The organism is Rhizobium hidalgonense, assembly GCF_002914525.1.
In the GTDB taxonomy this organism is placed as follows: Bacteria; Pseudomonadota; Alphaproteobacteria; order Rhizobiales; family Rhizobiaceae; genus Rhizobium; species Rhizobium hidalgonense.
The window spans coordinates 79634-93998 of sequence record NZ_LODW01000116.1; the positions used below are offsets into that span (position 1 = coordinate 79634).

21 protein-coding genes are annotated in these 14365 nt (G+C 62.1%); 11 read left to right on the forward strand and 10 right to left on the reverse strand.

Annotated elements, in window-relative coordinates; translation table 11 throughout:
* Positions 1-1113 carry an ABC transporter permease gene (locus ATY29_RS32290; RefSeq protein ID WP_097533895.1) on the forward strand — a complete coding sequence of 371 codons (1113 nt, stop codon included), beginning with the start codon at positions 1-3 and terminating at the stop codon, positions 1111-1113.
* Positions 1114-1242: 129 nt separating this feature from the next.
* Positions 1243-1638 carry a DUF1236 domain-containing protein gene (locus ATY29_RS32295; RefSeq protein WP_003565884.1) on the forward strand — a complete coding sequence of 132 codons (396 nt, stop codon included), beginning with the start codon at positions 1243-1245 and terminating at the stop codon, positions 1636-1638.
* 99 nt (positions 1639-1737) lie between these two features.
* Here ATY29_RS32295 and ATY29_RS32300 read toward each other — a convergent pair whose 3' ends face one another.
* From ATY29_RS32300 to ATY29_RS32320, 5 genes are all read right to left on the reverse strand, one after another.
* Positions 1738-2175: an EamA family transporter gene (locus ATY29_RS32300; RefSeq protein ID WP_097533897.1), complete on the reverse strand. Its 438-nt coding sequence runs from the start codon at positions 2173-2175 to the stop codon at positions 1738-1740.
* A gap of 39 nt (positions 2176-2214) precedes the next feature.
* Positions 2215-3258 carry a Gfo/Idh/MocA family protein gene (locus ATY29_RS32305; protein ID WP_097533899.1) on the reverse strand — a complete coding sequence of 348 codons (1044 nt, stop codon included), beginning with the start codon at positions 3256-3258 and terminating at the stop codon, positions 2215-2217.
* A gap of 9 nt (positions 3259-3267) precedes the next feature.
* Positions 3268-4053: a ThuA domain-containing protein gene (locus ATY29_RS32310; protein WP_097533901.1), complete on the reverse strand. Its 786-nt coding sequence runs from the start codon at positions 4051-4053 to the stop codon at positions 3268-3270.
* A gap of 194 nt (positions 4054-4247) precedes the next feature.
* Entirely contained in the window at positions 4248-4589 is a 342-nt protein-coding gene (locus tag ATY29_RS32315; protein WP_003565892.1) for an SMR family transporter, read from the reverse strand.
* Between the two features lie 18 nt (positions 4590-4607).
* A complete protein-coding gene (locus ATY29_RS32320) occupies positions 4608-5171 on the reverse strand; it encodes a TetR/AcrR family transcriptional regulator (protein ID WP_097534028.1) in 564 nt (187 codons plus the stop codon).
* Between the two features lie 203 nt (positions 5172-5374).
* Between ATY29_RS32320 and ATY29_RS32325 the strand changes: the two genes are divergently transcribed.
* On the forward strand, positions 5375-5764 hold the full coding sequence (locus tag ATY29_RS32325) for a group II truncated hemoglobin (RefSeq protein WP_097533903.1): 390 nt from the start codon (positions 5375-5377) through the stop codon (positions 5762-5764).
* 2 nt (positions 5765-5766) lie between these two features.
* Entirely contained in the window at positions 5767-6138 is a 372-nt protein-coding gene (locus ATY29_RS32330; protein ID WP_097534030.1) for a DUF423 domain-containing protein, read from the forward strand.
* On the opposite strand, the gene ATY29_RS32335 is transcribed toward ATY29_RS32330, so the two are convergent.
* From ATY29_RS32335 to ATY29_RS32355, 5 genes are all read right to left on the reverse strand, one after another.
* Positions 6135-6506, reverse strand: a complete 372-nt coding sequence (locus ATY29_RS32335; protein ID WP_097533905.1) for a bleomycin resistance protein — start codon at positions 6504-6506, stop codon at positions 6135-6137. The genes ATY29_RS32330 and ATY29_RS32335 overlap by 4 nt on opposite strands.
* The gene (gene hmuQ / locus ATY29_RS32340; protein WP_003565902.1) at positions 6503-6817 is read right to left on the reverse strand and encodes a heme-degrading protein HmuQ; all 315 of its coding nucleotides are present in this window, start codon (positions 6815-6817) and stop codon (positions 6503-6505) included. Before hmuQ ends, ATY29_RS32335 begins: the two co-directional genes overlap by 4 nt.
* A gap of 9 nt (positions 6818-6826) precedes the next feature.
* Entirely contained in the window at positions 6827-7099 is a 273-nt protein-coding gene (locus ATY29_RS32345; RefSeq protein ID WP_003565904.1) for a hypothetical protein, read from the reverse strand.
* Complete coding sequence (locus ATY29_RS32350) at positions 7096-7503, reverse strand: DUF2325 domain-containing protein (protein WP_097533907.1); 408 nt, start codon at positions 7501-7503, stop codon at positions 7096-7098. The genes ATY29_RS32345 and ATY29_RS32350 overlap by 4 nt, the downstream gene beginning before the upstream one ends.
* 106 nt (positions 7504-7609) lie before the next feature.
* Positions 7610-8923 carry a TonB family protein gene (locus ATY29_RS32355; protein ID WP_097533909.1) on the reverse strand — a complete coding sequence of 438 codons (1314 nt, stop codon included), beginning with the start codon at positions 8921-8923 and terminating at the stop codon, positions 7610-7612.
* Between the two features lie 338 nt (positions 8924-9261).
* On the opposite strand from ATY29_RS32355, the gene hemP reads away from it, so the two are divergent.
* The 7 genes from hemP to ATY29_RS32390 all read left to right on the forward strand — a co-directional run bounded on the left by hemP (position 9262) and on the right by ATY29_RS32390 (position 14276).
* The gene (hemP, locus tag ATY29_RS32360) at positions 9262-9444 is read left to right on the forward strand and encodes a hemin uptake protein HemP (RefSeq protein WP_097533911.1); all 183 of its coding nucleotides are present in this window, start codon (positions 9262-9264) and stop codon (positions 9442-9444) included.
* An 8-nt stretch (positions 9445-9452) separates the two neighbouring features.
* Entirely contained in the window at positions 9453-10502 is a 1050-nt protein-coding gene (locus ATY29_RS32365; protein WP_097533913.1) for a hemin-degrading factor, read from the forward strand.
* Positions 10503-10513: 11 nt separating this feature from the next.
* Entirely contained in the window at positions 10514-11443 is a 930-nt protein-coding gene (locus ATY29_RS32370; protein WP_097533914.1) for a heme/hemin ABC transporter substrate-binding protein, read from the forward strand.
* 45 nt (positions 11444-11488) lie between these two features.
* Positions 11489-12556 (forward strand): FecCD family ABC transporter permease, encoded by a 1068-nt coding sequence (locus ATY29_RS32375; RefSeq protein WP_097533915.1) that lies wholly within the window; start codon positions 11489-11491, stop codon positions 12554-12556.
* A gap of 22 nt (positions 12557-12578) precedes the next feature.
* Positions 12579-13373: a heme ABC transporter ATP-binding protein gene (locus ATY29_RS32380; RefSeq protein ID WP_025416872.1), complete on the forward strand. Its 795-nt coding sequence runs from the start codon at positions 12579-12581 to the stop codon at positions 13371-13373.
* Positions 13374-13520: 147 nt separating this feature from the next.
* A complete protein-coding gene (locus tag ATY29_RS32385) occupies positions 13521-13865 on the forward strand; it encodes an ElaB/YgaM/YqjD family protein (protein WP_003565920.1) in 345 nt (114 codons plus the stop codon).
* Positions 13866-13874: 9 nt separating this feature from the next.
* On the forward strand, positions 13875-14276 hold the full coding sequence (locus ATY29_RS32390; RefSeq protein ID WP_097533916.1) for a hypothetical protein: 402 nt from the start codon (positions 13875-13877) through the stop codon (positions 14274-14276).
* Positions 14277-14365: the final 89 nt, after the last annotated feature.

Genomic DNA, 14365 nt, shown 5'->3' on the forward strand with positions numbered 1-14365 from the left:
ATGGGATGGACAAGGCTTTACGCCCTCATCGTCAAGGAATTGCTCGCCGTGCTGCGCGATCCCAAGGGCCGCGCGATCCTGATCGGCCCGCCGATCGTTCAGCTTCTCGTTTTTTCCTATGCTGCCACACTTGAAGTGCGCAATGTCGACGTGATGGTCCTCAACCGAGACAGCGGTCATTGGAGCCAGGAACTGATCGAGCGTATCGATGGTTCGCCGACCTTTCGCAACATCGCGTTCGCCGCGAGCCAGGCGCAAGTCCAGGTAGCGATCGATAACCAGACCGTGATCGCCGCCGTCGAGATCGGTCCGGATTTTTCGCGCAACATTGAGGCCGGGAGCCCCGCAGACCTGCAGGTCGTGCTCGACGGCCGCCGCTCCAACGCCTCGCAGATCGTCGCGGGCTACCTCTCGCAGATCGGCGCGGCCCTTGCCGCCGAGACCCCGGTCGGCAAGCGCGCCGGCACCGAATTTGTTTCGACCGTGCCCCGGAACTGGTTCAACCCGAACCTCACCTACCAATGGTTCATGGTGCCGAACCTGATCGCCAGCATCGCGCTCCTGATCGGCCTGATCGTCACGGCCTTGTCGATCGCCCGCGAGCGCGAGCTCGGCACCTTCGACCAGCTGATGGTCTCGCCGCTGCGCCTGCACGAGATCCTGATCGGCAAGCTGATCCCGCCGATGATGATCGGCCTCTTCCACATCACCGTCTATATTCTCGCTGCCGTCTTCCTGTTCGAGGTGCCGCTGCGCGGCTCGCTCTTCCTGCTTTACGGCAGCGCCATCTTCTACCTCGGCTCGGTCGCCGGCCTCGGCCTCTTCATCTCGGCACTGTCGATGACCCAGCAGCAGGCGATCCTCGGCGCTTTCCTGTTCATGGTCCCGGCCATGCTGCTGTCGGGCTTCGCGACGCCGATCGAGAACATGCCGGCATGGCTGCAGCCGATCACCCTGATCAATCCGCTGCGTTATTTCCTGGTGATCGTCAAAGGCGTTTTCCTCAAGGATATTCCCTTGAGCGAGGTGGCAAACCAGACGATCCCGCTGGCGCTGATCGCCACGGTCACCCTCAGCGCCGCCGCCTGGCTCTTCCGCCGGCGGCTGGAATAATCCCATCCCACGCATGCTGAGCCGCCTCACAGAATGTGAACCGGCCTTCCAAAGCGTGACTCTCTCCTACCGGAACCTCCGATTGGCGCGGTCGTTACTCAAACGCAACCCCAGCAAAGGAGAAGCAAAATGTACAAGATTCTACTTGTCTCCAGCGCCCTTGCGCTGTCGTCGCTTGCCACCAATGCTCTGGCTGACGGAGCCGTGACCGGCGCTGCCGGCGGCGCCATCACCGGCGCGATCGTCGGTGGTCCCGTAGGTGCTGCCGTTGGCGGCATAGCCGGCGGTGTTGCCGGCGCCGTCGTCGATCCGCCGCCGCGCGAGGTCGTCACCTATGTCCAGCAGCAGCCTGCTCCGACCGCTTCCGTAGTGGTTGAGCAACCGATCGTCGTCGGCAAGCCGCTTCCGGCTGATGTCGTCGTGACGCCGGTGCCGGACAATCCGAAATATGCCTATACGGTCATCAACAATCGACATGTGATCGTCGAGCCCCGCACCCACCGCGTGGTGCAGGTGATAGAATAATCAACCAACCGAAGCCGCCTGCTGCGGCTCGGCAACTTTCGGCCCCGCTTCGGCGGGGCCTTTTTGCTTTTGTGAAAACGCATGACGCTTGTCGTTGATTCAGGCCCGGTAGGCGACGAGCACGGCGCCTGCCGCAATCATGATGACGCCAAGCCAGTTCGGAAGCGTCAGGCGTTCGCCCAGGAACAGCACCGCAAAGACGGACATGAAGACGACGGATAGCTTGTCGATCGGGGCGACTCGGGCAGCATCGCCGAGCTTCAGCGCCCGGAAATAGCAAATCCAGGATGCGCCGGTGGCAAGGCCGGAGAGCACCAGGAAGAGCCAGCTCCGGCTCGACACCGAGGATGGCTCCTGCCAATTTCCTGAGATAGAGACCATCATGCCCGCTGCCAGCAGGATAACGATTGTGCGAATGAAGGTCGCGAAATCGGAATTGACGTTCTCGACCCCGACCTTGGCAAAAATCGCCGTGAGCGCTGCAAAGCCGGCGGAAAGAAGCGCCCAAAGCGGCCAGCTTGTCATAAGGCTTTTCATGCGGCGTTCCTTGCCCCGTTTCCCTCATCCTAAAGCAGATCAGACCTTCAGCTCGCGCCGCTCGCGTTCGGTGACCATGGCAAGGTCGAGCACCTTCTGCAGATTGGCGGCGTGGCGGAAGTTGGGGTCCGGCTGGACTCCGGTCGCCACGGCCTCGGCAAAACGCTCATAATTGGTCGCCACCGGTTCAACCTCGATCTCAGTCCAGGTGGCGGTTTCGACACCTTCGCCGAGGCAGCCATGCAGCTCGGAACCACTGGGACGATGAATGACCTCGAGGCTTCCCCTCTCGCCATAAATGCGCAGTTTCAGCTCGTTCAGATGCCCTGTCGCCCAGCGGCTGGCATGGATGACGCCGAGCGCGCCGTTGGCGAAATCGACGGACATAGTGAAGCTGTCATTGGCATCGAGCAGATATTCGCCGATCTGGCCGCCCGGCGCCTTGTTGAAAGTCTTCAGTCGCGCAAAGACGTGGTCGATATCGGTCGCAGCGCCATAGGCAGCGAAATCGAGGATATGGATGCCGACGTCGCCGAGCACGCCGTTCGAGCCATGGCCGTTGGAAAGTCGCCACAGCCAGGTCGATTCCGTGCGCCAATCGCCCCAAGCGCGCGACACGAGCCAACTCTGGAGATAGGAGGCTTCCACGTGCCTGATCGTGCCGAGCTCGCCTGATAGCACCATCTCGCGGGCGCGCTGCAACGGCGCGACATTGCGGTAAGTCAAGTTCACCATGTTGATGACACCGGCCTTTTCAGCCGCCTCCGTCATCTCCAGCGCCTTCGCATAATTCTCCGCCAGCGGCTTTTCGCAGAACACATGTTTGCCGGCGGCAATCAGCGCCATCGTCGTCGGGTGATGGATCCGGTCGGGCGTGACGTTCGTCGCCGCATCGAATTCACCCCAGGCGATCGCCTCTTCCAGTGAAAGAAACCGCTTTTCGATGTTGAACTTGTCGGCGAATGCCGAAAGCCGTTCGGGATCGGTGTCGACGGCACCAACCACCGTCACGCCATCAATGAGCGGGAAGCGGGCGAGCTGGTTTTTCGCCATCACCCCGGTGCCAAGAACGAGTAGTCGCATAGGTGCTCCTCAGCGATAACCGGCTTCGCCGGCCTGGTGCAGTCTCGGGCCGCGTTCGACGATCGGCTCCAGTGCGTTTTCTACCGGGACATTTGGAGCGTCGGTGATACCAGTTAACGCTCCCTCAGGGTTATAGGCCCACTTGACGCCGTTGATCAGCACCTTCTGGACATTGGCGTCGTGATAGGTCGGATAGGTCTCGTGACCCGGGCGGAAATAGAAGATGTTGCCGGCGCCGCGCCGCCAGGTCAGGCCCGAGCGGAATACTTCGCCGCCCTGGAACCAGGAGATGAATACGGTTTCGAGCGGCTCCGGCACCGAGAACTGCTCGCCATACATTTCCTCGTTCTCGAGTTCGAAATGTTCGCCGATGCCGGCAGCGATCGGATGGCGCGGATTGATCGTCCACAGCCGCTCGCGCTCGCCCGCCTCGCGCCATTTCAGCGCGCAGGGCGTGCCCATCAGCCGCTTGAAGATCTTCGAGAAATGGCCGGAATGCAGCACCAGCAGGCCCATGCCCTCCCAGACGCGCTTGGCGACCCGCTCGACGACGTCGTCGGATACTGCGCCGTGGTCCTTGTGGCCCCACCAGGTCAAAACATCGGTTTCGGCCAGGCGGGCCTCGCTCAATCCGTGTTCCGGCTCCTGCAGCGTCGCCGTGGTGGCGGAGATCGCGGGATCGCTGTTCAAGGCATTGGCGATCGCCGTGTGCATGCCCTCGGGATAGATGCCCCGGACGATCTCATTGGTATTCTCGTGGATGTTTTCACCCCAGACGACGGTGCGAATGGCCATGATGTGCTCCTGTGTAACCTGGAAGTATCAATAGGCGGGAAGCAAAAGAATTCAAAGCGCTTTGGAAAGTGGCGCTGGCTGCGCCTCAGTCTCCGCCGCGTCCAAGCAACACATAGCCCTTTGTCAGGAATTTGACAAAGGGGAAAATCTCTCTAGTGAGGTGCGAAAAAGCTCTATGAAATATTGCAGCGATATCAATGCGAAACGGATTTCGAGAACAGGTTGACGACGAGCACGCCCGATACGATCAGCCCGAGCCCGACGACGGCCGGCAGGTCGAGCCGCTGCTTGAAGAATATCAAGCCGACCGAGGAAATTAGAACGATTCCCAAAGCGCTCCAAATCGCATAGGCGATGCCGACAGGGATGCTCTTCAGCGTCAGCGACAGGCAATAGAAGGCGGCCGCATAACAGGCGACGACGAGCGCCGTCGGCCCGATGCGAGTAAACTGCTGCGACAATTGCAGCGCGGTCGTGCCGATGACTTCGAGCGCGATGGCTGCAAAAAGCAACCCGTAGACGGCGGCCTGGCTCATGACGAATTCCCTTTCGGATTACTTCCCGGTCAGTTCCACAAGGCGGCCGATCAGATCCCGCCTCAGGGCGCCGTCAATATCGTGGCTTTCCAGCGTATCTGCGAACCACAGACCATCGGCGGCCAAACGCACGATCTGTGCATCGAGGGAGGAGTCGGTACCGACATATTCCTCCGCCCGCGCCTGGACCCACTGACGCCAGCGACGGCGCAACCGGGGTTCGGCAAGAAGCGCGATCGTCACCTGCGTCCAGTTCCTGGAATCATCGGGACGATCTTTCAGACCGGACACCGCACTGACATAGGCGCGGGTGAAGCGGCCCTGCGGCAGCGGATCGCCGCGCATCAATTCGTCGATATCGGCGTCGAACTTTTCAAGCAGGCTCTCGAACAAGGCATCGAGCAGCGCATTCTTGGTCGGGAAGTGATGCAGCAGCCCGCCCTTGCTGACGCTGGAGGCGGCAGAGACCGCATCGAGCGTCACTGCCGCCATGCCTTCACTGGCGGCAAGACGCGCCGCGACATCCAGCAACTGCTGGCGCACGAGAGCGGGCTGTTTCTTGCGGTGATGAGCGTTCGACATGCAGATGAAAGATACCGTCTGGACGGTTTTGTCAAGGATAATCGCCTGGACTCCCTGCGATCCCGGCATTTATGCGCGAAATGCCGCGGCAGCTTGATGACAGTTGCGATCATTTTCCATCGGGTGCATGAAGGATCGGGGGATGGCTTGGGGAATGGCTTGGGGAATGGCCAAGCGAATGGGACGGCATCGGGGATGACTTCGTGACGGAAAAGGTCACCACACTCTATGAAGCGATCGGCGGCGATCCTGCCGTGCGGGCACTGACGCACCGCTTCTACGCGCTGATGGATACGCTGCCGGAGGCAAAAAACGTGCGCGCGGTGCATCCGGCAAGCCTTGAGGGCAGCGAGGTGAAATTCTACGAATATATGAGCGGCTATCTCGGCGGCCCACCGCTCTATACCGACAGACGCGGCCATCCGCGCCTGCGCAGCCGCCATTTCGTCGCCGAGATCGGACCTGTCGAGCGCGACGAATGGCTGCTCTGCTTTCGCCGCGCGCTCGACGAGACGATATCGAGCCAGGCGCTGCGCGATCTCATCCGGGCGCCGGTCGAACGGCTCGCCTATCACATGCAGAACAAGGAATAATGATGAGCCTGAACGCGCGTCTGGAGCCGGTGCTCTATCTGTTTGCCGGCCTGTTCGGCGTCGCCGGCGTGGGGTTGGCCGCCCTTGCCGCCCATGGCCGCGGCGAGGCCAATCTTGCGGCGTCCGCCTCCGCCATGTGTCTTGCCCACGCCCCTGCCCTCTTGGCATTGGCTCTTGGCACCGCCAGGCTCAGAACCGCCTGGCTGGCCGGTTTGCTAATGATTATCGGGACGCTGTTCTTTGCCGGCGACCTCGTCACCCTGCGTTTTGCCGGTTCCGGCCTCTTCCCCTATGCCGCGCCGACCGGCGGCTGGGCGATGATGCTCGGCTGGCTGGCCGTCGCGGCAGGCGCCGTATTTCGCGTCCGAACCTAATCGCGCGGCTGCGGTATGCGGCCGAAGCGCAGGAGATTTCCATGCGGATCATGGATGTAGAATTCCTCCATGTTCCACGGCCGCACTTCCATTTCGGTCAGGTGCTCGACGCCCTTTTCGCGATATTCCGCATGAAGCGCGCCGATGCCGCCGCCGCGGAGATAGACGGAGGTCTTCTTGCAGAGACTAGCATCCTCGGTACGCCAGAAATGCAGCTCCATATCGTCGCGTCGCAGGATGAGATAATCCGGCGCCTCGTAGACGATATTGGCAAAGCCGAGTTTATCGCGATAGAAGGAGAGCGTCTCGTTGATATCGAGTGACGGCAGGACCGGCAGAACCTCGATGCGGTCGGGGTCTTCGTTCATATGCCCTCAATCACGTTAAAACCCTCAAAAACCGGCGGTCCCTTGTACATCGCCTTGCGGTCGCCGGCATTGCGGTGCGCCGCGCGAAAACTCTCGGACTTCGTCCAGTTCTGAAAATCCGCTTCGCTGCTCCACAGCGTGTGCGAGGAATAGAGCGTATAGCCTTCCTCTTCGTTGAGCTTGCCGCGCAGCAGGCGGAATTCGACGAAACCGGGCACCTCAGCCAAGCTGGAGTCGCGATTGCGCCAGACCGTCTCGAAATCACCTTCGCTCCCGGTTGCAACCTTGAAGCGGTTCATTGCGATATACATGCGATCTCCTTACGCCTTCCTCTTGCCGGCCCTTGCGGCACGCGAGGGAAAGGCGAGAACATTATTGCCGTTTGCCGTCGCTTCGCCAAGCGGCCTTGTGGCCGCCTCCCCAGGCATGCGCGCTTCCCAGGTCGGGAACAGCGCCACATTCTGGTAGATCTGCTGGCGTTCGGCATGCTGCCGGAAAACTTCGAAGAGCTCGGGCACAAGGCCCTCGCCATTTTGGGCGGCGAGCTTGTGCAGACCGATCATGGTGAAGCCGTCGGGACGCTGGTCGTTCATCGGGAATTGTCTCGTTCGTTCATCGTCTGCAGCGCACGTTCCAGGCTGGACTTGCTGCCATTGCGAAGCGGGATAAAGGCCTTGCTGAACTTCTTGCAGCCGGTCTTCACGCGCAGGCAGGCATCGTGGCTGATACAGTCGATCGGGCAGAACACGCAATCAACAGATGGAAGCAATGTATCGATGCGGGAAACCGCTTCGCGCAGGCCGCCGTCATGATGAATGAGCTCTGCGCCGAAATTGCTGGCGATCTGGCGCAGATGCGCCACCTGGCAGTCACGCCCGCCGACATAGAGGAAACTGCGGCCATCCAGTTTGGACCGTCCGTTGGATGCCTGGCTGGCCTCCTCGCCCGCGCTGTCGGGGACCTCCCGGTTCGAACCCTTCTTGCCCTTGCGAGCCATATGCCACCCGTTCGCTCGTTGATCGTCACACGATTCCTGCGTGTGCGGGTGGACCTTATTAAACCTGATTTTATAGTAAAGTATAAAGTTGATTATTTTTGTCATATTATCGCGGTGTCACCTCAACCGGAAAGGTATAAGTGCGCGAGGATCCGACCATATTGTCCGGCATAGCCGGAAGATTGCAGGAAGCCACCCTGCTAAGAGCGGCCCGATCCACTTCAGGCAAGCTTGACCCCCGGACGATGCCCGATGCCGTTATATCGCCGCTGGGACTGATCGTGATGCGGACCGTTAAGCTGGCATGAGCGGTCCGATACCGCGCCTCCATCCGGTCGACGCAGCGGAATAATCGCGTCACAAGCCTGCCTCTGTAATTGGCTTCCGACACGCCGCCAGATCCATTCCTTCCACCCGAAGTGCGCGAATTCTCACTGGAGTTGGCGTCTACTTGCCCGTCTGCAGCGCCTCTGCGCGCCTCCTGTTTGGCATCCCCCTCCGAACCTTGGGCCTTTTTCGCCGGCTGTTTTCTTTCCACCGGCTTTATTTCAGCGGGCTTTTCCAGCTTCGGTTTCGGCTGCGGCTTCGCAATCTCTACCGGTTCCGGCTCAGGAGAAATCTCAGCCATCTCGACCGGCTTGATCTCCTCCCGCTTGGAGGGCATGGCGGCCACCATCGGCGGCTGAGCTGATATTACCGGGGTCTCTACCGGCTGCTCGGGCACCACCGTTGACATCGGCTGTGCGACGGAAGTTTCCGCAGGCTTTTCCGATACAAGAACTTCCGGCTCCGCGGCCGTCATCGTCTCCGCTGACTGACGTGTAATCTCCTGCGTCGGTTGAACAGCCTCGACAGGCTCCGCATCGGTCGCCTGGGCGGCCTGTACCTCCGCTGTCTCCACTGGTTTGACCTCATCCGGCTCGACAGCTTCTGGAACGATCTCTTCCTGTATCGTGACGTCGGTCTGGCCGGCTGCGCTCTGCTCGGCGTCGGAACTGCCGAGCATAACGACGCTGATCGCTTCGCCTGCTTCCATCAGCGTCTCGTCCGAGGGCATGGGCATAATGGCGAGCAGCGCCGCGGCCAACGCCGCGTGGAAAATCACCGAGCCAACACACGTCAGCGCCACCCGCCGTCGCACCGCCTTCGGCTCGTCTTCCTGCTTCTCGACCGCCGCATCCATCGGCGGCGCGGGCGCGGGAGCGGCCGGTTCGGCTTTCGGATGGTCGGGAAAGGAAGCGATCTGCGAAAATCGCGTGTAGTGGATCACCGTCTCGCCGGCCGGCTGCCTCTGTACGTTGCGCAGTTCGGGAAGCTCGTGGCCGGGGTGCATGCCTGGTATATTGTCGTTCAGGCTGCTGTCGGCGTCCGCCTCCCCGATGAGCACCTGTCTCGATCTGGACTTCGCTGAAATCGCCATTGTGTACGCCTCGGACAGCCGGAAACATGTCCGCCGGGGATCATCCCCGGCGTTATCTTAGCCCTCGAAATGGAACTGATATCTGCGAGCGGGTGACGAGACCCTTCATGCATTCGCCGGCAGCCGGCCCGTCGCAGACCGGCCGCAAACCTCACCGTCATCATCTTCTCCGCCATTGTCGCGAACCGCCTCGATGCGGCCTCAAATCGGCAATCTCACAAACTTGACTTTATTAGTCTTCTATTGCGTCTTTAAAAAACTATGAGTAAGAAAGTCAAGATAATTGTCATCACAACCGGGGACCCTGATCCCCGGCCCCACGGAATTGCCAAACCGAAATGATGGTGGAAAAGCCAGATAACTTTAAGCACGCGCCGCTGCAGAGCGAGCCTGCGCCGCAGCACCGGACCGTCGAAAGCGCGGATCTTTTCCGCGGCACGAACGAGATCATGATCAGACATGACGGCTTGCTCTATCGCCTGAAGATCACCCGTCAGGGCAAGCTCATTCTCAATAAATAGGGTAAGACATGACCGAGCAGACAAGACCGACGCCAGCCGAAATCCGTGCGTTTCGCGCCGAAAATCCGAAGATGCGCGAGCGCGAGATCGCCGCCCAGCTGAAGATCTCGGAGGCGGCCCTCGTCGCCGCCGAAACCGGCATCAGCGTGACCCGCATCGACGGCAGCGCGACAAAACTTCTCGAACGCGTGGCCGGCCTCGGCGAAGTGATGGCGCTGTCGCGCAATGAAAGTGCCGTGCATGAAAAGATCGGCATCTTCGAAAACATCAAATCAGGCGCACAGGCCGCAATCGTTCTCGGCGAGAATATCGACCTGCGCATCTTCCCGAGCCGCTGGGAACATGGTTTTGCCGTCTCAAAACAGGATGGCGATCAGGTGCGCCTCAGCCTGCAATATTTCGACAAGGCCGGCACTGCCGTGCACAAGGTGCACCTGCGCCCGAATTCGAATGTGGAAGCCTATCACGCGATCGTCGCCGAGCTGAAACTTGAAGACCAGTCGCAGGACTTGGTCGAGGCCAGGGTCTCGAATGCCGTCGACGAAGCCGCCGATGTCAGCCGCGACGAGCTGCGCGACAATTGGAGCAAGCTCACCGATACCCACGAGTTCTTCGGCATGCTGAAGCGGCTGAAGATCGGCCGTCAGGCGGCCATCCGCAACGTCGGCGACGATTATGCCTGGAAGCTCGACGACACCGCGACGGCTGAGATGATGCACGCCTCGGTGAAGTCAGGCCTGCCGATCATGTGCTTCGTCGCCAATGACGGCATCGTCCAGATCCATTCCGGCCCGATCTTCAACGTGCAAACGATGGGCCCGTGGATCAACATCATGGACCCGACCTTCCACCTGCATCTGCGCCAGGATCACATCGCCGAGACCTGGGCCGTGCGCAAGCCGACCAAGGACGGCCACGTGACCTCGCTGGAGGCTTACAATGCCGATGGCGAGATGATCATCCAGTTCTTCGGCAAGCGGCAGGAAGGCTCCGACGAGCGCGCCGAATGGCGCGGGATCATGGAAAACCTACCGCGCGCAGCAAGCGTGGCAGCATAAGGATCAGTGCGATGACGATGCGTAACAATCTGCGCCGGATCCGCCCGTGGCAGCTGGCGCAGACGGCGGCCGTCATGGCACTGCCGCTGATCCCCGCCACGCCGGCAGTCAAAGGCTTCGCCTTCGTCCCTGCCGCCCACGCCGAGGAAAAGAAGCTCGACACGTCGCGCCTGGTTTCGGTCGGCGGTGACATCACCGAGATCATCTATGCGCTCGACGAGGAAAATCGGCTGATCGCCCGCGACACGACGAGCCTCTATCCGGAGGCGGCGCTGAAGCTGCCTAATGTCGGTTACATGCGCGCGCTTTCGCCGGAAGGCATCCTGGCCATGAACCCGACCGCGATCATCGCTGTCGAAGGTTCCGGGCCGCCGGAGGCGCTGACCGTGCTGAAGAATGCCAGCGTGCCCTTCGAGACCGTGCCGAACACCTTTACCCGCGACGGGATCGTCGCCAAGATCGACCGAGTCGGCGCGCTGCTCGGCGTGCCCGACAAGGCGAAGGCGCTTGAAGAAAAGGTCGCGGCCGATCTCGACGCGGCGATTGCCGATGCCGAAAAGCGTCCGGAGGCCGAGCGCAAGCGCGTTCTCTTCATCCTCAGCGCCCAGAACGGCCGGATCATGGCATCGGGCACCGGCACGGCGGCCGATGGCATCGTTAAGCTCGCCGGCGCCGTCAACGCCGTCGGCGTCTTCCCGGGCTACAAGCCGCTGACGGACGAGGCGATCATCGAAGCCAAGCCCGACATCATCCTGATGATGAACCGCGGCGATGGCGCCGGCACCAAGAACGAGGACCTGCTGGCGCAGCCGGCGATCGCGCTGACGCCGGCCGGAGAGAAGAAAGCGATCATCCGCATGGACGGCGTTTACCTGCTCGGCTTCGGTCCACGCACGGCCGCCGCCGCGCGTGAACTCAACACGGCGATCTATGGGGGCTGATCATGGCCCCTGTCGCAAGCCATGGAACGAGGGCGACACTTCCCGATGGCAGAGATCCGCGCAAGCCGGCAGGCAGGCGACAGAACCCGGCTCGCCTTGCTGGCGATCGCCCTGCTCGCCGCCGGCTCGATCTTCGCAATGCTGTTTTCGGTGACGACGGGCGCCTCGGATGCCTCGATCCTCGACGTCATCGCCAATATGGCCGGCTCCGAGGCAGCGCTCAGCACGCGTGACCGGATCATCATCTTCGATATCCGCCTGCCCCGCGCGATCCTCGGCTTCCTGATCGGCGCCTCGCTGGCCGTCTCCGGCACGGTGATGCAGGGCCTGTTCCGCAACCCGCTCGCCGATCCCGGCCTCGTCGGCGTCTCCTCCGGCGCAAGCCTCGGTGCAGTCACCATCATCGTGCTCGGCGGCGGCCTTGCGGCTCCGCTTCAGGCACTTCTGGGCATCTACGCCCTGCCGGCCGCCGCCTTTAGCGGCGGCCTCGTCACGACGCTGCTCCTCTACAGGATCGCCACCCGTCACGGCCAGACCTCGGTGGCGACGATGCTGCTTGCCGGCATCGCGCTCGGCGCGCTCGCGCTGGCGCTCACCGGCCTGCTGATCTACATGGCCAACGACCAGCAGCTGCGCGACCTGACGTTCTGGAGCATGGGTTCACTGGCCGGCGCCACATGGACGAAGATCGCCGCCGCCGCCCCGATCATCCTGTTGTCCTTCATCGCCCTGCCCTTCATGGCCCGCGGCCTCAATGCCATCACGCTCGGCGAGGCCGCCGCCTTTCATATGGGCGTGCCGGTGCAGCGCCTGAAGAATATCGCGATCATCGGTGTCGCAGCGGCAACCGGCGCCTCCGTCGCCGTCAGCGGTGGCATTGGTTTCGTCGGCATCGTCGTGCCGCATATCCTGCGCATGGCGGTCGGCCCGGACCATCGTTTCCTGCTGCCGGCCGCAGCGCTGCTCGGCGGCTCGCTGCTGATCTTTGCGGACGTGCTCGCCCGCACCCTGGTTGCCCCGGCCGAACTGCCGATCGGCATTATCACCGCGGCGGTCGGCGGGCCGTTCTTTCTGTGGATCCTGCTGAAGCAGCGTTCGCGCCTTGCCCTGTGAGCGACGTTGCAATGGTGTTCAGATGATCGAAGTTTCCGGCGTCTCGGTGCGCCTTTCCGGCAAGGCCATCATCAACGACGTCGCCTTCACGGCAAAATCAGGCGAGCTGACGGCGATCGCCGGGCCGAACGGCTCCGGCAAGACGACGACGATGAAGGCCATCTCCGGCGAACTCGGCTATGAGGGCTCGGTGCGCATCGGCGGCGATGAGGTGCGAGGGCTGAAACCCTGGCAGCTTGCCGCCATCCGCGGCGTGCTGCCGCAGGCAAGCACCATCTCCTTTCCCTTCACCGTGCGCGAGATCGTCCGCATGGGCCTGACATCGGGCCTCAACCTCAATCCCGACAAGGCCGAGCAGACGGCGGCAGCAGCCCTTGCCTCGGTCGACCTCACCGGCTTCGAAGGCCGTTTTTATCAGGAGCTCTCCGGCGGCGAACAGCAGCGGGTGCAGCTTGCCCGCGTGCTCTGCCAGATCGCCGCGCCCGTGGTCGACGGCAAGCCCTGCTGGCTGCTGCTCGACGAGCCGGTCTCGAGCCTCGACATCAGCCACCAACTGACCATCATGACGCTTGCCCGTAATTTCTGCCAACGCGGCGGCGGCGTCATCGCCGTCATGCATGATCTCAACCTGACGGCGCTTTTTGCCGACCGCATCGTGCTGATGAAATCCGGCCGCCTCGCCGCCGCCGGCAGTATTGGTGACGTGCTTACGGACGAAACGATGCTGTCGGTGTTCGGCTGCGCGCTCAGGATCAACCAGGTGCCGGCCGACGGCACGCCCTTTGTGCTCGCCCACAGCGCCGTTTCCCAGGCCTGACCGCCGCCGGCGGAACTTTTGATCGTCCGGCACGTTTTTCGGCAGTGATCTGGGTCAATGCCGGGCGATATAATTCATGCAACGGACGATGGTGACCCAGGTGCGAATTAGGCGGGCTTGCGCGCGCCCCAGCCAATGGAGACAGCCATGAGCTATTCGATTTTCCAGTCCAGCCGCAGCCGCCGCAACGGTACTTTCCACAATTTAGAATCCGGCATCGAGGAGCAGATCGAGGCGCTGCGCGACGAGCTCGCGGAACTGACCCGACTCGTCGGCAAGAGTTCGCGCCACCAGGGCGAAAAAATTCGCAGCCAGGCCGGCGTCGGATATGAAGAACTGCTCGGCCGCAGCGAGGATCTGCTACGCGAATTGCAGCGCGGCTATGAACTCGGCACGACGGAAATGCGCGAGACCGTGCGCAAACATCCGCTGGCAACCATCGGCGCTGCAGCCGTCTTCGGCCTGGCCATCGCCTTCCTCGCCCGCCGCTGAGGAAGCGCGATGCTCTCGATCCTCAGCCTCGTAACGGGCGCAAGCGTGCACCGAACCGTTGCACGCGCCAAGCGCAATAGCATCTTCATCGCGCTCGCAGCGCTTTTTCTCCTCACCGCCTACGCGCTGGCTGTCACAGCAGGCGCCATCTGGCTCGCTCGCATCTACGGCGCGTTCGGCGCCGTTCTCTTCCTCGCCGTCTGCGCGCTGTTGATCGCCATCATCGCGCTGGTGGTAATGGCGGTCATGAATGCCCGGGATAAACGTCGCGCCCGCGAGCGCCGTGCGGCGATGGAATCTATGGCAACTGTCGGCCTCGGCCTCATCCGCGCCCAGCCGCTCCTGACCGCCGGCGTGCTGGCGGCCATCGTCGCGGCCAATCTGGTGGGGTCGAAGCGGGAGGAAGACTAGGGGTGCAGATCGCTCCCTGATACGGAGCACCCACCTCTCTTCCTCATTTCTGTGCCTGTCACAGGAATCCAGCACGGCGCGTCCGCGCC